General features: G+C 71.1%; 23 protein-coding genes. 17 read left to right on the top strand and 6 right to left on the bottom strand.

Annotated elements, in window-relative coordinates; translation table 11 throughout:
* Nucleotides 1–34: 34 nt before the first annotated feature.
* Nucleotides 35–3271: a M36 family metallopeptidase gene (locus tag AC1DVZ_RS06775; RefSeq protein WP_477617415.1), complete on the bottom strand. Its 3237-nt coding sequence runs from the start codon at nucleotides 3269–3271 to the stop codon at nucleotides 35–37.
* Between the two features lie 263 nt (nucleotides 3272–3534).
* Here AC1DVZ_RS06775 and AC1DVZ_RS06770 point away from each other — a divergent pair, with 263 nt between their 5' ends.
* From AC1DVZ_RS06770 to AC1DVZ_RS06760, 3 genes are all read left to right on the top strand, one after another.
* Nucleotides 3535–3633 carry a 30S ribosomal protein bS22 gene (locus AC1DVZ_RS06770; RefSeq protein WP_003792170.1) on the top strand — a complete coding sequence of 33 codons (99 nt, stop codon included), beginning with the start codon at nucleotides 3535–3537 and terminating at the stop codon, nucleotides 3631–3633.
* 240 nt (nucleotides 3634–3873) lie between these two features.
* Nucleotides 3874–4923, top strand: a complete 1050-nt coding sequence (locus AC1DVZ_RS06765; RefSeq protein WP_477617414.1) for an NAD-dependent epimerase/dehydratase family protein — start codon at nucleotides 3874–3876, stop codon at nucleotides 4921–4923.
* The gene (locus AC1DVZ_RS06760; RefSeq protein WP_477617413.1) at nucleotides 4923–6305 is read left to right on the top strand and encodes a lysophospholipid acyltransferase family protein; all 1383 of its coding nucleotides are present in this window, start codon (nucleotides 4923–4925) and stop codon (nucleotides 6303–6305) included. Before AC1DVZ_RS06765 ends, AC1DVZ_RS06760 begins: the two co-directional genes overlap by 1 nt.
* 23 nt (nucleotides 6306–6328) lie before the next feature.
* Here AC1DVZ_RS06760 and AC1DVZ_RS06755 read toward each other — a convergent pair whose 3' ends face one another.
* From AC1DVZ_RS06755 to AC1DVZ_RS06745, 3 genes are all read right to left on the bottom strand, one after another.
* Complete coding sequence (locus AC1DVZ_RS06755) at nucleotides 6329–7495, bottom strand: DUF5667 domain-containing protein (RefSeq protein ID WP_477617412.1); 1167 nt, start codon at nucleotides 7493–7495, stop codon at nucleotides 6329–6331.
* 159 nt (nucleotides 7496–7654) lie between these two features.
* Nucleotides 7655–8371 carry a sigma-70 family RNA polymerase sigma factor gene (locus AC1DVZ_RS06750; protein ID WP_477617411.1) on the bottom strand — a complete coding sequence of 239 codons (717 nt, stop codon included), beginning with the start codon at nucleotides 8369–8371 and terminating at the stop codon, nucleotides 7655–7657.
* Nucleotides 8372–8660: 289 nt separating this feature from the next.
* The gene (locus AC1DVZ_RS06745) at nucleotides 8661–9470 is read right to left on the bottom strand and encodes an HAD family hydrolase (protein ID WP_477617410.1); all 810 of its coding nucleotides are present in this window, start codon (nucleotides 9468–9470) and stop codon (nucleotides 8661–8663) included.
* 140 nt (nucleotides 9471–9610) lie between these two features.
* Between AC1DVZ_RS06745 and AC1DVZ_RS06740 the strand changes: the two genes are divergently transcribed.
* The 6 genes from AC1DVZ_RS06740 (at nucleotide 9611) to hemB (ending at nucleotide 15785) form a co-directional block, all read left to right on the top strand.
* A complete protein-coding gene (locus AC1DVZ_RS06740) occupies nucleotides 9611–9883 on the top strand; it encodes a glutaredoxin family protein (RefSeq protein ID WP_477617409.1) in 273 nt (90 codons plus the stop codon).
* A 136-nt stretch (nucleotides 9884–10019) separates the two neighbouring features.
* A complete protein-coding gene (locus tag AC1DVZ_RS06735; RefSeq protein ID WP_477617408.1) occupies nucleotides 10020–10736 on the top strand; it encodes a redox-sensing transcriptional repressor Rex in 717 nt (238 codons plus the stop codon).
* Nucleotides 10733–12043: a glutamyl-tRNA reductase gene (locus AC1DVZ_RS06730; protein ID WP_477617407.1), complete on the top strand. Its 1311-nt coding sequence runs from the start codon at nucleotides 10733–10735 to the stop codon at nucleotides 12041–12043. The genes AC1DVZ_RS06735 and AC1DVZ_RS06730 overlap by 4 nt, the downstream gene beginning before the upstream one ends.
* Entirely contained in the window at nucleotides 12040–13143 is a 1104-nt protein-coding gene (gene hemC, locus AC1DVZ_RS06725) for a hydroxymethylbilane synthase (protein WP_477617406.1), read from the top strand. The genes AC1DVZ_RS06730 and hemC overlap by 4 nt, the downstream gene beginning before the upstream one ends.
* Entirely contained in the window at nucleotides 13140–14780 is a 1641-nt protein-coding gene (locus tag AC1DVZ_RS06720) for a bifunctional uroporphyrinogen-III C-methyltransferase/uroporphyrinogen-III synthase (RefSeq protein WP_477617405.1), read from the top strand. The genes hemC and AC1DVZ_RS06720 overlap by 4 nt, the downstream gene beginning before the upstream one ends.
* A 9-nt stretch (nucleotides 14781–14789) precedes the next feature.
* Nucleotides 14790–15785, top strand: a complete 996-nt coding sequence (hemB, locus tag AC1DVZ_RS06715; RefSeq protein WP_477617404.1) for a porphobilinogen synthase — start codon at nucleotides 14790–14792, stop codon at nucleotides 15783–15785.
* A 240-nt stretch (nucleotides 15786–16025) separates the two neighbouring features.
* On the opposite strand, the gene AC1DVZ_RS06710 is transcribed toward hemB, so the two are convergent.
* Nucleotides 16026–16559, bottom strand: a complete 534-nt coding sequence (locus AC1DVZ_RS06710; RefSeq protein ID WP_477617403.1) for a YceI family protein — start codon at nucleotides 16557–16559, stop codon at nucleotides 16026–16028.
* Between the two features lie 116 nt (nucleotides 16560–16675).
* Between AC1DVZ_RS06710 and AC1DVZ_RS06705 the strand changes: the two genes are divergently transcribed.
* From AC1DVZ_RS06705 to AC1DVZ_RS06670, 8 genes are read left to right on the top strand one after another with little or no spacing between them, the layout of a single operon-like run.
* The gene (locus AC1DVZ_RS06705; protein WP_477617402.1) at nucleotides 16676–17233 is read left to right on the top strand and encodes a MarR family winged helix-turn-helix transcriptional regulator; all 558 of its coding nucleotides are present in this window, start codon (nucleotides 16676–16678) and stop codon (nucleotides 17231–17233) included.
* 44 nt (nucleotides 17234–17277) lie between these two features.
* A complete protein-coding gene (gene hemL / locus AC1DVZ_RS06700; RefSeq protein ID WP_477617401.1) occupies nucleotides 17278–18621 on the top strand; it encodes a glutamate-1-semialdehyde 2,1-aminomutase in 1344 nt (447 codons plus the stop codon).
* A 32-nt stretch (nucleotides 18622–18653) separates the two neighbouring features.
* Complete coding sequence (locus tag AC1DVZ_RS06695; protein ID WP_477617467.1) at nucleotides 18654–19268, top strand: histidine phosphatase family protein; 615 nt, start codon at nucleotides 18654–18656, stop codon at nucleotides 19266–19268.
* Nucleotides 19265–19867, top strand: a complete 603-nt coding sequence (locus AC1DVZ_RS06690; protein ID WP_477617400.1) for a TlpA family protein disulfide reductase — start codon at nucleotides 19265–19267, stop codon at nucleotides 19865–19867. Before AC1DVZ_RS06695 ends, AC1DVZ_RS06690 begins: the two co-directional genes overlap by 4 nt.
* Nucleotides 19868–19900: 33 nt before the next feature.
* Nucleotides 19901–20653: a cytochrome c biogenesis CcdA family protein gene (locus AC1DVZ_RS06685; protein ID WP_477617399.1), complete on the top strand. Its 753-nt coding sequence runs from the start codon at nucleotides 19901–19903 to the stop codon at nucleotides 20651–20653.
* A 1-nt stretch (nucleotide 20654) separates the two neighbouring features.
* A complete protein-coding gene (gene resB / locus AC1DVZ_RS06680) occupies nucleotides 20655–22322 on the top strand; it encodes a cytochrome c biogenesis protein ResB (protein ID WP_477617398.1) in 1668 nt (555 codons plus the stop codon).
* A complete protein-coding gene (gene ccsB, locus AC1DVZ_RS06675; protein ID WP_477617397.1) occupies nucleotides 22319–23314 on the top strand; it encodes a c-type cytochrome biogenesis protein CcsB in 996 nt (331 codons plus the stop codon). Before resB ends, ccsB begins: the two co-directional genes overlap by 4 nt.
* Before the next feature lie 14 nt (nucleotides 23315–23328).
* Nucleotides 23329–23625, top strand: a complete 297-nt coding sequence (locus AC1DVZ_RS06670) for a DUF4229 domain-containing protein (protein WP_477617396.1) — start codon at nucleotides 23329–23331, stop codon at nucleotides 23623–23625.
* Between the two features lie 9 nt (nucleotides 23626–23634).
* Here AC1DVZ_RS06670 and AC1DVZ_RS06665 read toward each other — a convergent pair.
* A partial coding sequence (locus tag AC1DVZ_RS06665) for a 1,4-dihydroxy-2-naphthoate polyprenyltransferase (RefSeq protein WP_477617395.1) occupies nucleotides 23635–24595 on the bottom strand: 961 nt, incomplete at its 5' end.

Raw genomic sequence — 24595 nt, 5'->3', positions numbered from 1 at the left:
CCCACCCTGTCCGTTGGCGGGTGGGGAGCGGCCGTCAGCGGTTGTCGACCGCGGTGACGTCCACCACCACGTTCGCCCCGGTGTAGAGCTGCGTCACCAGGTAGACCGAGCCGGGCGGGATGACCGCCGACTCGTCGGCAGCCGACGTGGCCACCGACCCGGTGAGCTGGCAGGCACTGTCGAGGAAGTACAGGTCGAGATCGTGACCCGCTGCATCATCAGCGTCGCTGGTGCCCTTGACCGAGACCGAGTGCAGCCCGTCGGAGAACCCGAGCGGGAACTTCGTCACCCAGCCGTCAGCGCCCTGGCTGGCCGGCGGGAACGTGCACGCGGTGTTCATCTCGGTGCCCGTCACGCCGAACACGTTCTGCAGACCGGTCGGGTCACCGGCTGCGGGGTTGGGCGCGACGATCGTGCCCGAGTCGGTGTACGCCGGGTCCGGCGTGACCGAGCCGTTGGCGACGCTCGCCCCGGCCCCGAAGACCTCGATGTCCGCCACCTGGGCCGACGTCGTCGTGTCGCCCTGCACCGAGTCGATGAAGAACCGGACGTAACCGGCCTTCACCGGCTTGGCCAGTGAGAACGTCGCGAAGTTGAGGTCGGGCGCGGTGGGCCGCGGCGCGGCATACGCGAAGCCACCGGTGCGGGCCGTCGTCCAGCTGACGCCGTCGGTCGACGTCTGGACCGTGAAGTCCTTGAGGGCGACGAAGCGCGAGGCGTTGGTGGCCTTGAACGCGCTCACGCGCAGGCTGCTCACCGTGGCAGGGGCCGCCAGCTTCACAGTCACGCGCTGGTTCGGACCTGCGTTGTATGCCGTGGCGCCCGGCTTCGTGGACCACACCGACGCGGCGGTGTCGTCGAAGGCGAACTTCGCGGGGGCTCCGTCGTCCTCACTGGAGACGTTGACGACCTGGGCACCCGCGGCCGTGGAGGCCAGGTTGGGGGCGAGCTTGATCGTCTTGGCCGTGTTGCGTCCGGCGGTCACCGCGAAGGTGTCGATGGTCTGGACGCCGAACCCCGGTGCCTGGATGGTCAGCGGGTAGGTGCCGGCGAGCGCCTTGACGCTGGCACCGCCCGCGGAGCCGGTGCGAACAAGTGGGGTGACCCGGGCCTCGAAGCGACCGAGGATCACCTTGGCGTTGTTGATCGGCTGACCCGTGGTCGCGTTGACGAGCGTCAGCGCCACGGTGCCGTTCCTGGCCGCCACCGGGTGGTCGAACCCGGGGGTCGGGTCGGTGTCGTCGCCGGTGTCGGAGTGGGCACTGGCGCCCGCCCCGCGCTTGGCGAAGACCGACCAGATGAGGTCGGTGTTGTCACCGTGGTACCGGTCGAGGTCCGCGGAGAGGATGCCGTCACGGGCGTCGAGGAAGCTCGGGTCCGGGGCGGTCAGGGGCATGCCGTCGGTGACCAGGCGTGCCGCCACCTCGGCTCCCTGGGTGGCGCCGTAGCGCGCCACCAGCGCCTTGCGCAGGTCCCACAGGGTGGCGGTCCAGATCTCGCCATCGGCGTGCACCTCGGGACCGGTCAGGTCGTAGCCGATGTCGCCGAACGTGGTGGGGTTCTGGTCGTAGTTCCAGTTGCGGATGCCCCGCGTGGGGTTGCCGGTGACGTAGTCGCCGACGATCGGCTGGGTGAGCAGCCCGGCCTTGAACCCGTGGTTGAGGGCGTACCAGTCGGACCAGCCCTCACCCATCGAACCCGCCTGCTGCGAGCCGAGCGCGCTGCCGCCCGCGACGTAGCGGTTCGAGAGGCCGTGGGTGTACTCGTGCTGGATCACGCTCATGTCGAACGAGCCGTCGCGGTAGGGGCCCTCGAACGCGTCGTCGATGGGCTCCCACAGGAACATGCCGCTCCACGGCGGGATCCCGTCGTCGAGGGTCAGCATGTAGGCGTTGTCGCGGCCCGTGTAGGTCGGGCTGCCACCGGAGGCGGCACCAGCCTGGACCAAACCGCGGATCGGGTCACCGCCGTTACCGCCGTTGCTGCCGTTGTCGAGCTGGAAGTTGCCAGCGGTCTCGGTGAACCCGAGGGCGTAGTACTCGTCGTGGATCCGGTTGTGCTGGAAGAACAGGTTGGTCGCCGCGGGGTTGAGGTCCTCGGCGTAGGACGGCGGAACCGTCTGGCCCTTGGTGGCGGCCCACTGGTTCGTGTAGGTGTAGCTGAAGTTCCCGGTCGGGGCGACGGGACGCGGGGCGTTGTCCACGGGTCCGATGAAGTTGGACCAGTTGGCATAGGTGTCGGCGTTGTTGCCGTAGGTCGTGACGCCGGTGCCGAGCAGCCCTGTGGGGTCGACCCAGCCCTTGGGCGACTGCGTCGTCGGCCCGAACGACTGCTGCCGTGGCTGGCCGCCTTTTGCCGCGCCCGGGTAGTTGTCGTAGACCGTGCCCTGCGGGTCGCCCTCGAAGTCGACGACCGAGGTCCGGTAGAGGGTGCGCCCGGTGGTGCCGTCGACGACGACCTCCCACGCTTCCTGCGGGCTCTTGATGAAGTAGACCTTGTAGGCCGCGACGGGACCGGCCTTGGTCCCGAACGTCACCTTCTTGACGTACGACGGTCCGCCGAAGGGTCCGGCCGCATAGGTGGTGTAGCCGGCCTGGCTGCCGCTCGCCTTGGGGGCGTAGGCCACGCCGGGGGCGAGCCCGCCCGCAACCTTGAGCAGGGCAGCTGCCTCGCCGAGCACCCAGCCGCCGGTGAGGTTCGCGCCCGGCGTGGGGTCGCCGGCATACGAGAGCACCCTGCCGTCCTGGGTGACCGCGACGTTCAGGCGCCCGCCGCGCGCAGCGGCGACTCCGTCGGCGGTCTGTACGAAGTCCACGACGTGCGTGCCCGTGGTGGGCAGCGCGTGGTCGCGGACCACGGCGAGCGCGTCGACCTGGGCGGTGCTGAGCCCGAAGGCCGCGGCGTTGGTGCGCAGCCAGCCGCGGGCGACGTCCACGGCCGAGCCGCTGGACGCCGGGGTGAGGTAGCCGTCGGTGCGCACCGAGCGCAGCGTGCCGAATCGCTCGTCCCAGGTGGCGCGGGTGCCGCTGCCGGCCTTGGCGATCATCGCGGACGCGGCGGTGCGTGCCGACGTCGTGGGCACCACGGAGTCCTTCACCACCCGGGTGTCCAGGGTCTTCGTGAGGGCGTCGACGGTGTCCCCGAGGGCGGGGAGGACCGGTGCAGCGGGAAGGGCGGCTGACGCTGTGGACAACGGGAGGGCGGTGGCGGCTGCGGTCAGCAGGCACACCCCGATTCCCAGTGGTCGGACAGCGGGGTGCTTACGGGACATGGTCGACGTCTCCTGCGCTCTGCGGGCCCTCGCTGGCCCGGGTGGCATGACAACGACAGGTCCCTGCAAGGGGTTACTGGCAAGTCACGGCGGGCTGGCGACGTCGTGGTGGCGGGTCCCCGCCACGGGCCCGTCGGGCTGGCCTGCGGGGAAGCGGGTTTGGGTTGCGGGGTCGCGGGCCGCTAGAGTGACGTCCACAGTTCGGCGTGGTGCGTTGGTTCGTTGCCCCGTCCGGCAACACCGACCACGATCAAGAGGACACCATGGGCTCTGTCATCAAGAAGCGCCGCAAGCGCATGGCGAAGAAGAAGCACCGCAAGCTCCTTCGCAAGACGCGCCACCAGCGTCGCAACAAGAAGTGATCGAGGGCCCCCGCTGAGCGGGGGCCTTTTGTCTGTCCAGGTGACAGCGTCTGTCCAGGTGACAGCGTCTGTCCGTGGGACGGCGTCTGTCCGTGTGAGGGGGCCACAGAGTGCGATCGGCGAAAAGTGTGACGAGGCACGCGTCCACGAACGGCGCACGCCCGTCGGCAGCGGCACGGCTCTCGGTAGGGTTGGGACGGGTCGCGAGCCTCGCGCCCATCGGACCCACCGGGAGGGATCGTGGCTGAGGTCGTCCTCGTGACGGGTGTCTCGCGCTACCTCGGCGGGCAGTTCGCCAGGGCCCTGACCCAGGACCCCACGGTCAAGCGCGTCATCGGCGTCGACGTCATCCCGCCGCCGGGGGACATCGGCCGGGCCGAGTTCGTCCGCGCCGACATCCGGAACCCGATGATCGGCAAGATCATCGCGCAGTCCGAGGTCGACACCGTCGTGCACATGAACGTCATCGCCACGCCGACCCACGCCGGTGGCCGGACGTCGCAGAAGGAGATCAACGTCATCGGCACGATGCAGCTCCTCGCTGCGTGCCAGAAGGCGTCGAGCATCAAGCGCCTCGTCGTGAAGTCGTCCGCGGCCATCTACGGTTCCAGCCCGCGCGACCCGGCCATGTTCACCGAGGACATGGGCCCGAAGTCGTTGCCCAGAGCGGGATTCGGCAAGGACTCGGTCGAGGTCGAGGGCTACGTCCGCGGCTTCTCGCGTCGCCGTCCCGACGTGGAGATCTCCATGCTGCGCTTCGCCAACATCATCGGCCGCGGCATCCGAACGTCCCTGACCGACTACTTCGCCCTGCCGGTCGTGCCGGTGCCCTTCGGCTACGACGCCCGCCTGCAGTTCGTGCACGAGAGCGACGCCATCGGCTCGCTGCTGCTCGCCACGACGGGGCCGAGCACGGGCATCACCAACATCGCCGGCGACGGCGTCATCACCGTGAGCCAGGCGGCCGGCATGGCCGGTCGACCGATCATCCCCGTCCCGATGCCCGCGGCCGGGATCTTCGGCAACCTGGTCAAACGGTCCGGACTCGCCGACTTCAGCAGCGACCAGATCCAGTTCCTGGCCTACGGCCGCGGGTTGGACACCCGACGGATGCGTGAGGTGCTGGGGTACGAGCCGGACTACACGACCCGCGCGGCCTTCGCGGACTATGCGCAGGGGGTCGGCTCAGCGATCCCGGGGGCGGGGCTGTTCGGGTCGGCCGTCACCGGCGCCGCGGAGAGTGCCGCCGGCGCGATCAGCCACGTGTGGGCTGCAGGGAGGAATGACTGATGGCCGCGACACCCAAGAACTCGGCGAAACCCACCGCCCGCAAGAGTGCTCTCGCGGCGGGCGCCGCACGCGCGTCGGGCGAGCGCGCCAAGCGTCGCAGCACACCCCTGCTCGCGTCGGCAGACCCGGCAAGCCCCGCAGCGGCACCCGCGACCGCACCCGCGCCTTCACCCGCACCCGCAGCTGTCGCCTCGGCGACCACGCCGACGACGGCCAGCGGCAAACACCGGCCACGGCCGGTGGCCAAGGCGATCCCCACCCGCAAGGCGGTTTCCCGTTCCGGCGGGCGCACCACCCGCCCCGCCAAGCCCGCCAAGCCCACCCGGCCCCCGCGGGAGGTGACCGGAGCCGGCACCGCGAGCACCCGGCATACCGCCGAGGCGAAGGTGCGCACGCTCAAGGCGGTCACCGACGAGACCGTCGTGCCGGTGGACGTTGCGGAACCGGCTGCCTCGCGGAGCATCGCGCCGGGCGTCGAGGAGCTGCTGACCGCGGGCATCGCCGCGGTACGGGTGGCCTCGGAGGTGGCGGGGATCTCGTCCGACGACGTCGAGCGCCACATCGCGTCGCTGCTGTCGTTCGTGCGTCGGCGGGTGACGGGCGACTACACCGTCGACGAGTTCGGCTTCGACGAGGACTTCACGAGGCACTTCTACCTGCCCGTCCTGCGACCCCTCTACCGGTCCTGGTTCCGCGTCGAGGTCCGCGGCATCGAGAACATCCCCGCCGAGGGTGGCGGCCTGGTCGTGGCCAACCACTCCGGCACCATTGCGATGGACTCGCTGATGACCCAGGTCGCGGTCCACGACGAGCACCCGGCGCACCGCCACCTGCGGATGCTGGGCGCCGACCTGGTCTTCCAGACGCCGGTCGTCGGGCAGGTGGCCCGCAAGTCGGGTTCGACGCTGGCCGCGAACCCCGATGCCGAGCGGCTGCTGTCCAGCGGCGAGCTGTGCGGGGTCTGGCCGGAGGGCTTCAAGGGGGTCGGCAAACCGTTCAGCGAGCGCTACAAGCTCCAGCGGTTCGGGCGAGGCGGCTTCGTCTCCGCCGCGCTCAAGACGGGCGCGCCGATCATCCCGTGCTCGATCGTCGGCGCCGAGGAGATCTATCCGATCATCGGCAACATGAAGACCGTGGCCCGACTGCTCGGGGCTCCCTATGCGCCGATCACGCCCACCTGGCCGCTGCTCGGCCCGCTGGGCCTGATCCCGTTGCCCAGCAAGTGGATCATCGAGTTCGGGGCGCCGGTGGAGACCGCTGACCTGGGGCCGAACGCCGCCGACGACCCGATGCTCGTCTTCGACCTCACCGACCAGGTGCGCGAGACGATCCAGCAGACGCTCTACTCCCTGCTCATGCAGCGGCGGTCCGTCTTCTTCTGACGCGGCCTGGCCTCAGGGCTGGATCAGGGGAGCGTGACGGTGGCGCCGGGCAACGTGACCGGGCCGAGGGTGCTGCTCGGGACCGTGGCGCTGGCGCCCCCGGTGCCGAGCGAAGCCGACGGCAGTGGCACCGTGGCAGTGGCCGAGGGCACTCCCGGGACGGAAGCGCTCACGGTCGGCAGGCCCACGCTCGCGCCACCCGTCGACAGGCTGGCACTGCCGCCGCCGACGACCGCTCCGGAGCTGCTCGAGCCGCCGGGCAGCACGCCGCCCCCGGGCGCGGTGACGGCCGTGCTGGGCACGGTGATGCCACCGGACGCGCCGCCGGTGGGTGACCCGGACGGGCCCGAGGTGGTCGCGGCACCGGGCAGCGAGCTCGGGCCGAGCGTCGACGAGAGGTTGTCGCTGCAGGCGCTGCCGCACGCGGCGATCCGCCGCGAGGTGCTCTCCTGCGTGTCACGCAGCAGGGCCTCGAGCTGGCCGAGCGTCAGCTGCGATGCGGCGGGCACCTCCGCCTTGAGGGCGTCGATCTGCGGGAGGGCCCGCTCGGTGAAGTCGTGCATGGCGATCAGGGACTGGGGGTTGCCGGTCGCGGCATACGAGGTGTCGAGAGCCTGCCGCCCCTTGCGCACCGTGTCGATGGCTCCCTCCAGCGCGACGTTGACGTCGGTGGGGTCCTCGCGCTCGAGCTCGGACAGCTCACGGGCGTCGGAGATGTGTCCCTGGGCCTGGGACAGGTAGGTCTGGCCGCGGTCGAAGTCGTTGTCGGCGAGCCGGACGGCCACACCGTCGAGCCAGCTCTTCACGGGGTACAGCGCGTCGCCGGGCACGGCGCTGCGGGAGACCGCGCCGACGATGCCACCGACGAGCAGCGCCGAGGCGGCGGCGCCGGCGACCAGGCGGGGGAGGCCACGGCCCACCAGGACCACGACAGGGGTGTTCCGGGAGGCGGCACGACGGGCGGCCGCGGCCCTGGCGGCGACCGGGCTCGGTGCGGGCATCCGCGCGGCTTCGACCATCAGCCGGTCGCGCAGGGTCGTGACGAAGACGGCGTCCGGCGCCGGGATGGTCGGGACGAGGTCCACGAGATGGCGGCTGGTCTCGACGAGCTCGACGAGGTGGGCGTCGGTGATGCGCTCGCCCTCGAGGGCGCGCTGGAAACGGTCTGCCGAACGGTTCAGCAATGGCATGTCGGCTTCTCCCTCCCCAGCCCTGCGATGTTCCCTGCGATGTTCCCGGTGGTGGTGCTCCCGGTGTCCCCGGTCATGATGTCCCGGTCATGGTGTCGTGCTGAGAACGAGCGGCAACGCCGGAAGTTACGCGTCGCCACGTAGCGAAACTCGCGGGTTTCAGATGTCGACATCGGCGAGCTCCCGGTGCAGGGCGCGCACGGCGCGGAGCTGGAGCTGCTTGACGGCGCCCTCGGACTTGCCCAGGACCTTCGCGGTCTCCGCGAGGGTCAGGCCCTGCAGGAACCGGAGCACGACGCACTCGGCCTGCTCGGGCTTGAGGCCCTTGACGGCGGCGAGGAGGCGCTGGTCGCGCAGTCGGTCGAGCACCTCCTGGTCGGGTGCGTCCACGCGACGGTCGGCGTCGAGCATGTCGGCGGTGGTGACCTCCATGCGGAAGCGCGCCGACTTGGYGTTGTCGGTGATCAGGTTCCGGGCGATGGTGATGAACCAGGCCGCGATGTCGCGGCCCTGCCAGGAGAAGGAGTCCATCCGGCGCAGCGCCCGCAGGAAGGTCTCGGAGGTGATGTCCTCGGCCAGCTGCTTGCCGCCCACCCGCACGTAGACATAGCGGTAGACGACGTCGACGTAGCGTTCGTAGAGCATGCCGAACGCCTCGGCGTCGCCACGCTGGGCGAGCTCGACCAGCGCCGAGATCCGTTCGAAGTCCTGGGGGGCCTCGCCCGGCCCGAAACCGGCGCGCGCCGCCGAACCGCCGCCGGCGCCCCCGTGGCCACCGCCGGAGAGGGTGCCGGCCGTGCCTGTCGTGCCCGCGTCTCCAGCGAGGCTCAGCAGCACCCGCAGCGTGCCGAGGAAGTCCGCGGTGGCTGCTCCCATGCCGTGGTCGCCCGCCGTGGCGTAACCGAGGGCCGGGCGGCTCGTTGCCCAGAGCGGACCGTTGACACCAGCAGGTCGACCGGCCCGGAGGGCAGGACGAGGGACCGCGAGTCGTCTCGCGGCGCTGCGTGGTGCACGAATCCGGATGAGGGCCTCCTGAACCGACAGTTTCCCCGATATCGGCCAGATTGTCAGGAGACCTGCGACACATCCCGTGACATCCCGGTATGCCGCGGTGCCCAGGAGGTCTCGTGGGGCGGGTGGGGCGTCGGGGCGTCGGGGCGCGCCGCTAGCGCGAGCGGCGGCGGGTCGCGGCAGCTGCCAGGGCCCCGGCCAGCGCGGTGGCGGCCACCGCCTGGACGCCGACCTTGGCTGCTCGCCGCCCGGTGCGGTAGTCGCGGACCGTCCAGCCGTTGGCCCTGGCGTGGTCTCGCAGGGCGCCGTCCGGGTTGACCGCGCACGGGTGGCCCACGAGGGACAGCATGGGGATGTCGTTGGCGGAGTCGGAGTAGGCCGCGCACCGGCTCAGGTCGAAACCACGTTCGGCAGCCAGCGCCTCGATCGCCGTCGCCTTGGCGACCCCGTGCAGGGGTTCGCCCGATAGGCGACCGGTGTAGATGCCGTCGACCGACTCGGCGACCGTACCCAGTGCCCCGGTCAGACCCAGGCGGTCGGCGATCACCTGGGCCACCTCCACCGGCGTCGCCGTGACCAGCCAGACCTCCTGGCCGTCGTCGAGGTGCATGCGGGTCAGCGCCTGGGTGCCCGGCCAGATCTTGTCGTGCATCGCCTCGTCGAAGATCTCCTCACCGATGGCGCCGATCTCGGCGACCGAGTGGCCGGCAATGAAACCCAGCGCCTGCTCCCGGATCTGCTCGACGTGCTGCAGGTTCTCCCCGAGGGCGGCGAAGCGGAGCTGTTTCCAGGCCATGGCGCTCACGTCGCGCACGGTGAAGAAGTCCCGGCGCCACAGGCCGAGTGCCAGGTGCCAGATGCTCGCTCCCCGCATCACCGTGTTGTCGACGTCGAAGAACGCGGCGGCGGTCGGGTCTCGCGGGATGGTGAGCGCCTGGTCCAGCTCGCGGGCCCGCTCGGTCATGCCGGCCAGCCTAGGGTGGCGGCGAGGAGACTGTGCATTGCCCCAGACGTCTGGGGCAGTGCACAGCGCGTCGCCTGCTTCCGTCATGCCTCCCCTCGTGCGGTGCCGGGGAAGGCGACCACCCGGCATACGCTGACGGTGTGTCCCTCGACTCCACCGAAGACTCCCCGGCCGCCCCCCGCATCACCCTGGTCAGCAAGCCCGGGTGCCATCTGTGCGAGGAGGCGCGGGCCGTCATCGAGCGGGTTGCCGCCGAGCTCGGCGTGGGCTGGGCGGAGTTGTCGATCGAGGACGACCCCGCGCTGAAGGAGCAGTACTGGGAGCAGATCCCGGTCACCTTCGTGGACGGGCGCCAGCACGACTACTGGCGGGTCGACGAGACCCGGCTGAGGAGCGCGCTCACGAGCACGTAGTGACGTGGCTCACGTGCTTGGTGAGACGGTCGCTTGTGACTTTGTGCATCCGTTCACAAAAGCGTAATCTGGCGAGGCTCCCATCCGCTCCAGCCAGGCGCGGACTGCCCGTGATGAGAAGGAGCCGGAAGAGACTGTGTCTGCCGACCCGAGCGCCCGTCGGGGTATTCCCGACGCCACGGTCGCACGGCTACCCGAGTACCTCCGCGCCCTGACCGGCTTCGCGGAGCGCGGGATCACGTCGGTGTCCTCCGAGGAGCTGGCCTCCGCTGCCGGAGTCCGCAGTGCCAAGCTCCGCAAGGACCTGTCCCACCTCGGGTCCTACGGCGTGCGCGGGGTCGGCTACGAGGTCGACCACCTCGCCTACCAGATCTCCCGCGAGCTCGGCCTCACCCAGGACTGGCCCGTCGCCATCATCGGCATGGGAAACCTCGGACACGCGCTCGCGGCCTACAGCGGCTTCGCCACGCGCGGGTTCCGCGTCGTCGCGCTGCTCGACCAGGACGACGCCCTGCTGGGGCAGGAGATCGCCGGGATCACCGTGCAGCCCATGGACGCCCTCGGGTCGCTGGTGGCCGACCAGGGCCTGGCCATCGGTGTCATCGCGACGCCCGCCGCCTCGGCGCAGGACGTCGCCGACCAGCTCGTGGCCGTCGGGGTGCGCTCGATCCTCAACTTCGCCCCGTGCGTGCTCGTCGTGCCCGAGGACGTCGACGTCCGCAAGGTCGACCTCTCGACCGAGCTGCAGATCCTCGCCTTCCACGAGCAGCGCAGGGCGCTCGCGGCCGAGGGCGCGCTCGACCACGTCGCCGACGGCGCGCTCGACCACGTCGCGCAGGCGGTCGGCCGATGAGCCTGGTCATCCTGGGCCTGTCCCACCACACCGCGCCGCTGCCCCTGCTCGAGGCCATGTCGCTCGACGCCGACCGACGCCGTGCGCTCGCCGCCAGCCTCACCGGCCGCGAGAACCTCACCGAGGCGATCGTCGTGTCCACGTGCAACCGCACCGAGGTCTATGCCGAGTCGATGACCTTCCACGGCGCGGTCACCGACATCTCGGACGCGCTGACCGAGGTCACCGGCGTGGGTCGCGACGAGCTGCACGAGCACCTCTACGTGCACTACGAGGACCGGGCGATCGCGCACGCGTTCACGGTGGCCTGCGGTCTGGACTCGATGGCGGTGGGTGAGGCCCAGATCCTGGGTCAGATGCGCACCGCCCTGCGCGAGTCGCAGAAGGCCGGACATGCCGGCCCCGCGCTCAACACCCTTTTCCAGCAGGCGCTCCGGGTCGGCAAGCGCGCCCACACCGAGACCGGGATCGACGCCGTGAGCGTCTCCCTCGTCGAGGCGGGACTGGCCCGCGCCGAACGTGAGCTGGGATCCCTGGCCGGGCTGAAGGTCCTCGTCGTGGGTGCCGGCGGCATGAGCTCGCTGGCCGCCACGACCGTCTCGCGCCGCGGCGCCGCAGGACTCACCATCGTCAACCGGACGCTGGCCAAGGCGATCCGCCTGGCGGAGCGCACCGGCGGCTCCGCCCGACCGCTCGACGACCTCTCTGCCGCCCTCGCCGGCGCCGACGTCGTCATCTCGTGCACCGGGTCGACCGGCGTGGTCGTCGACCTCGCGACGGCAGGGGACGCCCAGGTGGCCCGCGCCGGACGCCCGCAGGCCTACATCGACCTCGCCCTTCCCCATGACGTCGCCCCCGAGGTCGCCTCGCTGAGCGGGGTGACCCTCGCGGGTCTGGGTGCGCTGGGCGAGGAGCTCTCCGGCGGCCAGACCCCGCCGCAGGTGCGTGAGGTGGCGGACCTCGTCATCGGTGAGGTCGCGGCATACCTCACCTCGCGGGCGGCGGAGACGGTCGCGCCGACCGTGGCCGCGCTGCGGTCGCACGCCGCCGACGTCGTCGCGGGCGAGCTGAACCGGCTCGACCAGCGGCTCCCCGACCTCGACGACGTCACCCGTGCCGAGGTCCAGCTCGCTGTCCACCGGATCGTCGAGAAGCTGCTGCACACGCCCACCGTCCGCATGAAGGAACGCGCCGTGGGCGGTGAGGGCGCCGACTACGCGCAGGCCCTGCGCGACCTGTTCGACCTGCGCCCCGGCGAAGCCGTCACCGCGTCGGTGCCCCCGCCCGAGCGTGGAGGTATGCCGTGAGCGCACCTGCCGCCGCACCCCTCGCCCTGCGTCTCGGCACCCGCCGCAGCCCCCTGGCCACCACCCAGTCCACCTGGGTGGCCGACCAGCTGCGCGCCCGAGGCCATGCCGTCGAGCTGGTCGAGATCGTCACCGAGGGAGACACCTCGACCGCCTCGCTCGCCTCGATGGGAGGGACCGGGGTGTTCGCCGCCGCGCTGCGGCGGGCCCTGCTCGCGGGCGAGGTCGACCTCGCCGTGCACTCGCTCAAGGACCTGCCGACCACGCCCGAGCCCGGCCTGGTCGTGGCGGCCCTCCCGGTCCGTGAGGACCCGCGCGACGTGCTCGTCTCCTCCGGTGGTCGCACCCTGGGTGAGCTCGGCGAGGGTGCGGTCGTCGGCACCGGTTCGCCGCGCCGCGTCGCCCAGCTCGCGGCCCTCGGACTCGGGCTGTCGTTCAAGGACATCCGCGGCAACGTCGACACCCGCATCGGTCTGGTCAGGGACGGCGCCCTCGACGGTGTCGTGCTGGCGCGCGCGGGGCTGGCCCGGCTCGGGCGGCTGGCGGACGTCGCGGAGGCCATCGACCCCCTCCAGATGCTGCCGGCCCCCGGCCAGGGCGCACTGGCCGTGGAGTGCCGGGCCGACGACGAAACCACCCGCGACGCGGTCGCGGTCCTCGACGACCCCGACACCCGCGCGTGCGTGACCGCTGAGCGTGCTGTGCTCGCGGCGCTCGAGGCAGGCTGCTCGGCACCTGTCGGAGCACTCGCCGAGATCGTCGAGGGTGAGGACGGGCTCGAGCTGTCCCTGCGGGCCTTCGTGGGTGCCGTCGACGGGTCGTTCGACCTGCGCCGGTCCCTCGTGGGCGGCGTGGACGACGGTGAGGCCCTCGGCCGACGGCTCGCCGCCGTGCTGCTCGAGGACGGCGCCGACCTCCTGCAGGGACCCGCGGACCGCCCCCCTGCCCGACCGACGCCGTCCGGCGACGGTCCAGCGAGCCGCCTTCCCGAGGCGCCGCCGCCAGACCCACCCGGGGCGACCGGACCCGATCCGCTCGCCGGCCCCGAGAGCAGCACCGACCGCATACCCGAACACGACAGCACGGAGCGTGCACTGTGAGCCCCACGCGCTCGACCCAGCCCACCACCCACCAGACCCCTCGTCAGAGCCGGGTCCCGGGACGCGTCGCCTTCGTCGGCGCCGGCCCCGGCGACTCCGGACTCATGACGGTGCGGTCCCTGGAGTTCCTCGCCGCAGCCGACGTGGTCGTCATCGACCAGGTGGCTCGTGAGGACGTCGTTGCCCGCTACTGCCGCGCGGACGTCGAGATCATCGACGCCGGCCACGGCGAGCACGGGCAGCCACTAACCCACGCCATGAGGGCCAAGCTCGTCGTCAAGGCCGCCAAGTCCGCCAGCGGCGGCCTGGTCGTCCGGCTCATGGACGGCGACCCGGGCACCTTCAACGGCCTCGCCGAGGAAGCCCTCGCGTGCCAGAAGGCCGGCATCGGCTTCGACATCGTCCCCGGCGTGAGCGCGGTCTCGGCCGTCCCTGCCTACGCGGGCATCCCGCTGACCTCGAGCAGCTCGCCGGCCGTGCACGTGATCTCCGCCAACGACCGGCACGTCGACTGGTCGACCTCGGTGGCCGACTCCGTCACCGTGGTCCTGCTCGGCCAGCCTGACGACCTCGGCGTCGCACTCGCCAAGCTGCTGGCCGCGGGTCGGTCGGCCAACAGCCCGGTGGCCCTCACCGAGCGTGGCACGACGATCCGGCAGGCCACCCGCGTCACCACCCTGGGTGAGGTCGCCAAGGTCATGAAGACCCTGGAGTTCCCCGCCCTGGCCGTGGTGGGCACGACGGTGGCGATGCGCGAGAACCTGTCCTGGTTCGAGACCAAGCCGCTGTTCGGCTGGAACGTCCTGGTGCCCCGCACCAAGGAGCAGTCCGGCTCGACCATTGCCCGGCTGGAGTCCTTCGGCGCGACCGCCGAGGTCGTCCCGACGATCTCGGTCGAGCCGCCGCGCACCCCCCAGCAGATGGAGCGTGCGGTCAAGGGCCTGGTCACCGGTCGTTACGAGTGGATCGGGTTCACCTCGGTCAACGCCGTGAAGGCCGTGCGGGAGAAGTTCGAGGAGTTCGGGCTCGACGCCCGTGCCTTCGCCGGACTCAAGATCGCTGCCGTCGGTGGCGTGACCGCCGCCGCGCTGCGTGAGTGGGGCATCGTGCCTGACCTCGTGCCGTCCGGTGAGATGTCCGCCAACGGGTTGCTCGAGGAGTGGCCGCCGTTCGACGAGGTGCTCGACCCCATCAACCGGGTCTTCCTCCCGCGCGCCGACATCGCCACCGACACCCTCGTCGCCGGCCTGCAGGAGATGGGCTGGGAGGTGGACGACGTCACGGCATACCGCACGGTGCGCGCCGCTCCGCCGGCCGCCCACATCCGTGAGGCCATCAAGGGTGGACAGTTCGACGCTGCCGTCTTCACGTCGTCCTCGACGGTGCGCAACCTCGTCGGCATCGCCGGCAAGCCGCACCCGTCCACGGTGATCGCCTGCATCGGCCCGGCGACGGCCAAGACGGCCGAGGAGCACGGCCTGCGGGTCGACGTCCTCGCGCCCGAGGCGTCGTCCGACTCGCTGGTCGACGCGCTCGCGGACTACGGCCTGGGGCTGGCAGCTGCCGCGGCGGAGGCGGGCGAGCCCGTCGTGCGTCCCAGCGCGAAGAAGTCGGCGTCACGCCGCCGGGCGAAGTAGTCGTCCCGCATGGTTGACCACGCGCACTCGACGGGGCCGGTGATCCGGCCCCGTCGGCTGCGGCAGTCGCCGGCCATGCGGCGGCTCGTGGCCGAGACGAGGCTGGACCCGGCCGAGCTCGTGCTGCCTGTCTTCGTGCGCGAAGGCATCGACGCACCCCAGCCGATCTCGGCGATGCCCGGCGTCGTCCAGCACACGCTGGAGTCGCTGGTCGTCGCTGCCCGCGAGGCGGCGGACGCGGGGCTCGGCGGGCTCATGCTGTTCGGCGTGCCGACGTCCAAGGACGCTGTGGGTTCGGGCGCCGACGACCCGGACGGCATCCTCAACCTGGCGCTTCGAGCCGTCGCCGACGCGGTGGGCGACCGGCTCGTCGTGATGGCCGACCTGTGCCTCGACGAGTTCACCGACCACGGCCACTGCGGCGTCCTCGACGCCAGCGGCAGGGTCGACAACGACGCCACGCTCGAGCGGTATGCCGCGATGGGCCTCGCGCAGGCCCGCGCCGGCGCCCACGTGCTCGGGCTCTCGGGGATGATGGACGGCCAGGTCGCCCACGTCCGGGCGGCCCTCGATGCGGAGGGCTTCACCGACACCGTCCTCCTCGCGTACGCCGTGAAGTACACCTCGGGTTTGTACGGCCCGTTCCGCGAGGCCGTCCAGTCCTCGCTCGTCGGCGACCGGGCGACCTACCAGCAGGACCCGGCCAACGCGACCGAGGCGCTGCGCGAGCTCGAGCTCGACATCGCCGAGGGCGCCGACATCGTGATGGTGAAGCCGGCCGGGCCCCACCTCGACATCGTGGCGGCTGCCGCGGCGGTGTCGACGGTGCCGGTGGCGGCCTACCAGATCTCGGGGGAGTACTCGATGGTCGAGGCGGCCGCGGCCCATGGCTGGATCGACCGCGATCGGGCGATGATGGAGTCGCTACTCAACATCCGCCGCGCCGGGGCCCGGATCATCCTGACCTACTTCGCGATCGACGCGGCCCGCCTCCTGCGCCCCTGACCCAGCCACGCGGCATACCCGGCACGTGCGCGCGGGACTGCCTCCACTCGGCATACCCGTCAAGCCCCTCCCCGCACTTCTGGCCACTGGTGCGGCACGCCCAGCCGGATTCGACGCCGACGTGCGGCATGGGTGGCCAGAAGTGGGATCAGACATGACGAACGGGCCGGTTCCCCCGAACCGGCCCGTTCGTCAGTCTGTGTGAGCCCTGTGCCGGGCTCGGTGTCGCTGGGTGCTGGGTCAGGCGGCCTTGGTCAGCTGGATGTCCAGGTTGAGCTTGACCTTCTCGGAGACGAGCACGCCGCCACCCTCGAGGGCGACGTTCCAGCCCAGGCCCCAGTCCTTGCGGTTGATCTCGGTGGAGGCCTCGAAGCCGGCCTTCTCGTTGCCCCACGGGTCGGTGGCCAGACCGGTGAAGTCCAGGTCGAAGGTGACCGGCTTGGTCACGCCCTTGATCGTCAGGTCGCCGGTGAGCGAGTCCGGGGTGACCTCGGTCGAGGTGAAGCTCATGGTCGGGTTGGTCTCGGCGTCGAAGAAGTCGCCGGACTTGAGGTGGGCGTCGCGGTCGGCGGAGCCGGTGTCGACGGAGGCGATCTGGGCCACGGCGGTCACCTGGGAGTCGGTGATGTCGTCGCCGACCTTGACGGTGCCCTCGAAGTCCTTGAACTGGCCGCGGACCTTCGTGACCATGAGGTGACGGGCGACGAAGCCGATCTCGCTGTGCGAGGCGTCGACGGTCCAGGTGCCGGTGGGGAGGTCGTTGATGGTTGCCATGGGGGTCTCCTGTGGTGGTGGGTGCGACCGGGCAGTTCCCGAACGCTTCATCTCTTCGAACATAGCAGACCTCATTTATATTTCAACTATCTTGCGAGATGACATACTTCACGCTCATGAGCACTCCCACCGGTGAGCCGCAGTGGCTCAGCGACGACGAACAGCGGGCTTGGCGTGCCTATTTGCGGGGGAGTCGCCTGATCGAGGAGGCCCTCGACCGTGACCTGCAGTCGCACGGCGTCCAGCTGACCGAGTACGAGATCATCTCGATGCTGTCCGAGAGCCCCGGCCGCCGACTGCGCATGTCGAGCCTGGCCGACCTCGTCGTGCAGTCGCGGTCCCGCCTGACCCACACGGCCTCCCGCCTCGAGAAGCGCGGCTGGGTGGTGCGCGAGTCCTGCCTCGACGACAGGCGAGGTGTGGAGCTGGTGCTCACGGACACCGGGTGGCAGGCCGTGCAGGACATGGCCCGGGTGCACGTCGCCAGTGTCCGGCGCTCGGTCATCGACCCCGTCCCGGCGCCGCTGTTCAAGGCCCTGGGAGAGGCGATGGACGCGATCCGGGCGGCCCTGGCGCCGGGCGGCGCTGAGGGTGAGCACCCCGCGGTGGCCCGCGAAGCCGTGGCCCACGAGGCCCAGACCCAGGTGGACGCCCGGCGCGTCGGCACCGCCTGACCCCAGGGGCGCAGGCACTCAGGTCCGGCTGGGACACTGGCCCCATGACGGCATACCCCTTCGACGCACCGGCCTCGCAGGCGCTCCTCGAGCGAGCCCTGGCCGTGACGCCCGGTGGCGTGAACTCGCCGGTCCGCGCCTTCCGGGCCGTGGGTGGGACGCCGCGGTTCATGGTGTCCGGCCAGGGGCCCTACCTCACCGACGCCGACGGTCGTGAGTACGTCGACCTGGTCTGCTCGTGGGGGCCGATGATCCTCGGCCACGGCCACCCGGAGGTCCAGCGGGCGGTCAGCGAGGCCGCGGCCAAGGGCTTCTCCTTCGGCACCCCGTCGGAGAACGAGGTCGCCCTCGGCGAGGAGATCGTCCGCCGGGTGGCTCCCGTCGAACAGGTGCGCCTGGTCTCCAGCGGCACCGAGGCGACGATGAGCGCCATCCGGCTGGCGCGCGGCTACACGGGTCGTTCCCTCGTCGTGAAGTTCGCCGGCTGCTACCACGGTCACGTCGACTCCCTCCTGGCTCAGGCCGGCTCGGGCGTCGCGACCTTCGCGCTGCCCGACTCGGCCGGCGTGCCCAAGGAGATGGCCGCCGAGACGATCGTGCTGCCGTTCAACGACCTCGACGCCGTGGAGGCCGCCTTCGCCGAGCGTGGCACCGAGATCGCAGCCCTGATCACCGAGGCGTCCCCCGGCAACATGGGCGTCGTCCCACCCGCCCCGGGCTTCACCGAGGGGCTGCGTCGCATCACTGCCGCCCACGGCGCGCTCCTCATCTCCGACGAGGTGATGACGGGCTTCCGGTGCAGCGAGGCCGGGTGGTTCGGCCTCGAGGCGGGGGAGCAGGGGTATGCCGGCGGCGCACCCGACCTGTTCACCTTCGGCAAGGTCATGGGTGGCGGCTTCCCGGCCGCCGCCTTCGGCGGACGGGCCGACGTGATGGCGCTGCTCGCGCCGGTCGGGCCGGTCTACCAGGCGGGCACCCTCTCCGGAAACCCGGTCGCGACCGCCGCCGGGCTGGCCACCCTCCGGCAGTGCACACCCGCCCTGTACGCCCGGCTCGACGAGGTGGCCGACTCGCTCACGGCAGGCCTCCATGAGCACCTCGGGGCAGCGGGCGTCCCGCACGTCGTCCAGCGAGCAGGGAGCATGTTCAGTCTCTTCTTCCGTGACGGCCAGGTGACCGACTACGACGAGGCCAGGGCCCAGCACGTCCCGGCGTTCGCGGCGTTCTTCCACTCGATGCTGAGCCAGGGGGTCTACCTGCCCCCGAGCGCGTTCGAGTCCTGGTTCGTCAGCGGAGCCCACGACGAGGCGGCCGTCGACCGGGTGCTGGCGGCGATCCCGGCAGCGGCGTCGGCCGCTGCCGAGGCGTTTGCGACAATCGACTCGTGATCACCTCAACCGACCGCACCGTGGTGCACCTCATGCGCCACGGGGAGGTGCACAACCCCGACGGCGTCCTCTACGGACGGCTCGACGGTTACCACCTCTCCGACCTCGGTCACGAGATGGCGCGCACCGTCGCCGACCACCTCGCCGACCACGACGTCACCCACGTCGTCGCGTCCTCCCTGCTGCGCGCGCAGGAGACGGCCACACCGGTCGCCGAGGCACACGGCATACCGATCACCACGGACGACCGCGTGATCGAGGCGGCCAACTCCTTCGAGGGCGAGCGGGTCGGCGAGATGAAGCCGCTGGACTTCGTCCGCCCCGCTCACTGGTCCAAGCTGGTCAACCCGCTGCGTCCGTCGTGGGGTGAGGCCTACGCCGAGATCGCCGAGCGGATGTCCGCCGCGATCGCCGACGCCAGGAACGCCGCGCGCGGCCACGAGGCCGTCATCGTGTCCCACCAGCTGCCGATCTGGACCGCTCGCAACGCGCTGATGGGCAAGCGGTTGTGGCACGACCCGCGCAAACGCGAGTGCCGCCTCGCCTCCCTCAACACCCTCACGTACGTCGGCGACGAGCTCGAGTCGATCACCTACTCCGAGCCGGCCGCCTCGCTCCTCGCCCAGTCCCACGGCGGCACCGGATGACCCGCGAGCGTATGCCGCGTGCGGCCGTGCTGCTCGCGGCGCCCCTGCTCGTCGTGGGGCTGTCCGCGTGCAGCGACGACCCCAACTCCATTGCGGGGCAGGCGAAGTCGGGCAACCAGCAGGGCTATGTCTCCCAGGACGGCGCTTTCGAGACGATCCCTGCGGCCAAGCGCCAGAAGCCGGTCGTCCTGACCGGCACGACCCTCGACAACCAGCAGTGGTCGTCGCAGGACGTGGTGGGCAAGGTCGCCGTGCTCAACGTCTGGGCCTCGTGGTGCCCGCCCTGCCAGAGCGAGGCCCCCGAGCTGAGGAAGGCTGCCGAGCAGATCGCCGCGGCCGACAAGCCGGTTGCGTTCATGGGCATCAACTACCGCGACAACGCCGACTCGGGTCGGGCGACGGCGAAACGGTGGGGCATCCCGTTCCCGTCCCTCGACGACCCGGCCGGGCTGACCATCCTCGCGCTGCAGGGCAAGGTCACCGCACCGCCCACCACGCTCGTGCTCGACCGCACCGGACGCATCGCCGCCCGCGTCAGCGGCGAAGTGAAGGCGTCGACCCTCACCGGGCTGGTCGACGACGTCCTGGCCGAGCAGTAGACCCCTCTGACTGTGACTGGTGACTGACTTCCGATGAGTGCTGACGCGGCGAACGCAGTGACCTCCGGCGCCCTGCCGGTGGCGATGGCGGTCGCCCTCCTCGCCGGTCTGGTGTCGTTCGCGTCGCCCTGCGTGCTGCCCCTCGTCCCGGGCTTCCTCGGCTACGTCACGGGACTGTCCGACGAGTCGCTGGCGGAGCGCAAGCGGCACCGGATGGTGCTCGGTGCCCTGCTGTTCGTCCTCGGGTTCACGGTGGTGTTCCTGGTGACCACCGTGGTGATCGCCGGGATCGGCGCCAGCCTGATCCGGCACCGCGAGGTGCTGATGCGGGTCGGTGGGGTGATCGTCATCCTCATGGCCCTGGTGTTCATCGGTGCGGGTTCCCAGCGCGAGCTCAAGCTGCACCGCCGTCCAGCGTCCGGGCTCGCCGGGGCGCCACTGCTCGGGGCCGTCTTCGGCCTGGGCTGGGCGCCCTGCACCGGTCCCACCCTGGGCGCCGTGATGGTGCTCGCCGCCGCGACGGACAACCAGTCGGCGGTGACCCGGGGGATCGTCCTGGCGCTGGTCTACTCGCTGGGCCTCGGCCTCCCCTTCCTGCTCATCGCCGCGGGCTACGAACGCTTCGGCCGGGTCTCCGCGTTCCTGCGCAAGCGGCAGCGCGGCATACAGCTCTTTGGTGGTGCACTGTTGTTCGTCGTCGGGATCCTGCTCGTGACCGGGCTCTGGGAGTCGATCACCCGCCACGTGCAGACCACGCTGGTCGCCGGGTTCCGGACGGTGATCTGAGGTGACCGACTCCATCACCCAGCCACGACTGGGCCTGGTCGGCTGGCTGCGCTGGATGTGGCGGCAGATCACGAGCATGCGCACGGCGCTGTTCCTGCTGCTCCTGCTCGCGATCGCGGCGCTCCCCGGCTCCATCTGGCCGCAACGCAGCATCGACGCCGCCCGGACGGCGCAGTACATCGCGGACCACCCCGACGCGGGGCGCTGGCTGGACAAGCTCGGCTTCTTCGAGGTCTACGCGTCCCCGTGGTTCGCCGCGATCTACCTGCTGCTGTTCATCTCGCTCGTCGGGTGTGTCCTGCCTCGGAGCAAGGTGCACTGGAAGGCCATGAGGTCCTCACCGCCCAAGGCGCCGGCCCGGCCCGCCCGTCTGCCCGCCAGTGGCACGGTCGAGGTGGCCGGCACGCCCGACGCGGTCATCGACGCGGCACGGGACGTGTTGCGGGGCAAGCGGTTCCGCACCGTCAACCACGACGAGACCTCGGTCAGCGCCGAGAAGGGCTACCTCAAGGAGACGGGCAACCTCGTCTTCCACCTGGCGCTGATCTTCGTGATCATCGGCGTCGCGATCGGGCACCTGTTCGGCTGGAAGGGGGACGTGATCGTCCCGGTCGGGGAGTCGTTCGCCAACACGCTCGGGAACTACGACACCTTCAGTCCCGGCCCCCTGGTCGACCCGACCAGCCTGTCGCCGTTCCAGCTCACGGTCGACCAGCTGGACGCGACCTTCGAGGAGACCGTCACCGGTCGCGGGCAGTTCGGCCAGCCGCGCGACTTCACGGCGCACGTCACGACCAAGGCGACTCCCGGTGCCCCGGCGGAGAAGTCGACGATCAAGGTCAACCACCCGCTGGAGATGAACGGCGCCGGGGTCTTCCTGCTGGGCAACGGCTACGCCCCCGTCGTGACGGTGAGGGATGCCAAGGGCACCAGCATCTACCACGGCGCGACGCCGTTCCTGGCGAGGGACAACAACTACACGTCCGTCGGGGTCATCAAGGTCACGGGGGCCCAGCCCAACCAGCTCGGCTTCTCCGGCCTCTTCCTGCCCACGGCCGTCATCGACAAGGAGAGCGGCCCGATCTCGGTCTTCCCCGATGCGAAGAAGCCGGCGCTGGCCCTGACCGCCTACGAGGGTGACCTGCTCCCCGGTGGGCGCCCGCAGTCGGTCTACGTCCTCGACATCGCCGAGCTCACCCAGCTGAGGAACGACAAGGGTGACCCGCTGCGGATCTGGCTCGAGCCGGGTCAGACCTACCAGCTGCCCGGCGGCCGCGGCAGCATCAGCTTCGACGGCGTCGAGCGGTTCGCGGGACTCTCGATCCGTCACGACCCAGGCAAGTTCGTCACCTTGGCAGCCGCCCTGCTCGCCCTGGCCGGCCTGATCGCCTCGCTGGTGATCCGGCGGCGACGGGTGTTCGTGCGGGTTTCCCCCGCCACGGTGCCGGGTCGTACCGTGGTAGCCGTCGGCGGCCTCGCCAAGGGCGACGACGAGGGACTCCAGGACGTGGTGGACCGGCTCGTCGCGACCCTGGGCACCAGATTCGACACCGACGCCGACGCCGATGCCGACGCAGAGCGCACCAGGGGCACCGACCCGGAACCCGACGTGAACACCGACGCGGCGCCTGAACCCGAGCTGGACAGCAGATTGGACGCACGAGGATGACCAACGAGAGCCTGGCCGGTTACGCCAACCTGAGCCTCTACTCGGCGATGGCGGTCTTCACCATCGCGATGGTGTGCCACGCCATCTACCTGGCAGCCCTGCTCCCCGCCCGAGACCGTGGCCGTGACGACAGCCCGGCCCTGGTCGGCGACCGCGACAGCGAGCTGGTGGCGGCCGGCGCCGGTAGCGGCGGCGGTGCCGGGGCTCCGGTCGCGCCCACGCGGCATACCGAGGACGAGCTGTCGCGGCGGGCGCTCACCGCGGCAGGCATTGCCTCGAGCACGACGTGGCTGGGCGGCTTCCTGCTCGTCCTCTCGGTGCTGCTGCGCGGCCTCGCGGTGCACCGCTGGCCGTTGGGCAACATGTTCGAGTTCGCCGTGATGGGCTCGATGTTCACCGTGCTGGCGTACTCGATCTGGTCCACGCGGCGTGACCTGCGCTGGCTCGGGCTGTTCATCACCGGTCCGGTGCTCCTCATCCTCGGGATGGCCGTAGCGGTCTGGTACACCGAGGCAGCCGAGCTGATGCCGTCCCTGCGCAGCTACTGGCTGGTCATCCACGTCACCGTGGCCACCCTCGCCACCGCGGTCTTCACCATCGGGGCCGCGCTGAGCGTCGTCTACCTGCTCAAGGACGCCTTCGAGCGGTCGGGCCGGGCCAGTGTGCTGGACCGGTTCCCGGAGACCGCGTCCATCGAGCGGACGGCCTACAGCCTGCACATCGTGGCGTTCCCGCTGTGGACCTTCACCCTCATCGCCGGCGCCATCTGGGCCCGCCAGGCGTGGGCGTCGTACTGGAACTGGGATCCCAAGGAGGTCTGGACCTTCGTGATCTTCGTCGTCTACGCGGCCTACCTCCACTCGCGGGCGACCAGCGGCATCACCCGCCAGACGGCGTCCTACATCGCCCTGGCCGGCTACGCCTGCATCATCGTCAACTTCGCCGTCGTGAACGTCTTCTTCGTCGGCCAGCACTCCTACTCAGGCCTGTAAGGATTCATCACCACATGCTTCGCTACTCCGTCCTTCGCCTGCTCATCTTCTTCGGCGTGCTGTCGCTGCTGTGGCTGCTCGGGCTGCGTGACCAGGACCAGCAGTGGATGCTGCTCGTCCTCAGCGCGCTGATCTCGATGGTGCTGTCCTTCTTCGTGCTCGCCCGGTTCCGCGAGGAGGGCACCACGGCGATCGCCGAGCGCCTGCAGCGTCGCGTCGAGGCCAAGCAGGCGGGCAAACCTGCCGTGCACGGTGCCGATGAAGAGGCCGAGGACGCCGAGGACGAACGCGGACCTGCCGAGTACCGCTGACCCGACTGGCTAGTGGCTGACGGCGATCCCGACAGCCAGCAGCACGGCATACCCGATCTCGAAGAGGCCGGTCGCGGCGAGCACCGGCACGAGGTCGCGCCCGGTGGCACCGGACAGCAGGGACTTGAGCGGCTTGCCGACGATGCCGAAGGCGAGGAGCCCCAGCAGCGCCCACGGGTAGTCGCGCCCGACGGCCAGCAGTGCCACCGCGGCGACCACCAGCAGCAGGACGTAGAAGGCGCGGGTGCCGCGGTCACCCAGCCGGACGGCCAGGGTCAGCTTGCCGCTCTCGCGGTCGGTGGGGATGTCGCGCAGGTTGTTGGCGACCAGGATGGCCGTGGCGATCGCGCCCACCCCGACGGCGCACGCCAGACCCGTCCAGGTGAGCCGGTGGGCCTGCGTGTAGAGCGTGCCGAGGGTGGCCATCAGGCCGAAGAAGAGGAAGACGTAGAGCTCGCCGAGGCCGCGGTAGCCGTACGGGTTGTCGCCGCCGGTGTACTTCCAGGCGGCGACGACGGCCAGCGCCCCGAGCGGGATCATGATCCACGCCTCCGTGATGGCCACCAGCGCGAGCCCGACCAGGGCGGCGGCGCCGAAGAACGAGAACGCCATGAGCTTGACGTTGCTCGGGTCCGCGAGGTGCTGGCCGACGAGCCGGACCGGGCCGACCCGCTCGCCGTCGGTGCCGCGGATGCCGTCGGAGTAGTCGTTCGCGTAGTTGACCCCGACCTGCAGGCCGAGCGACACGAGGACCGCGAGCAGGGCCAGGCCGAAGCTGGCCTTGTCGAGCGGGATGGCTGCGGCAGTGCCGGCGACGACGGGGGCGATGGCGGCGGGGAGGGTACGCGGGCGCGCGCCGGCGATCCACTGGTTCAGGGTGGCCATTCGGGTGGTGTTCTCACTCGCGGTGGGTGCGGGCAGGGTGGGTGGGTGCCGGCAGCGTCGGTGGTGCGGCAGGGCGGTGCTGGGC

This window comes from Pedococcus sp. P2_E5 (assembly GCF_056403895.1).
The sequence above is the reverse complement of the archived record's forward strand: the minus strand, read 5'-3'. Positions and strand labels throughout refer to the sequence as shown.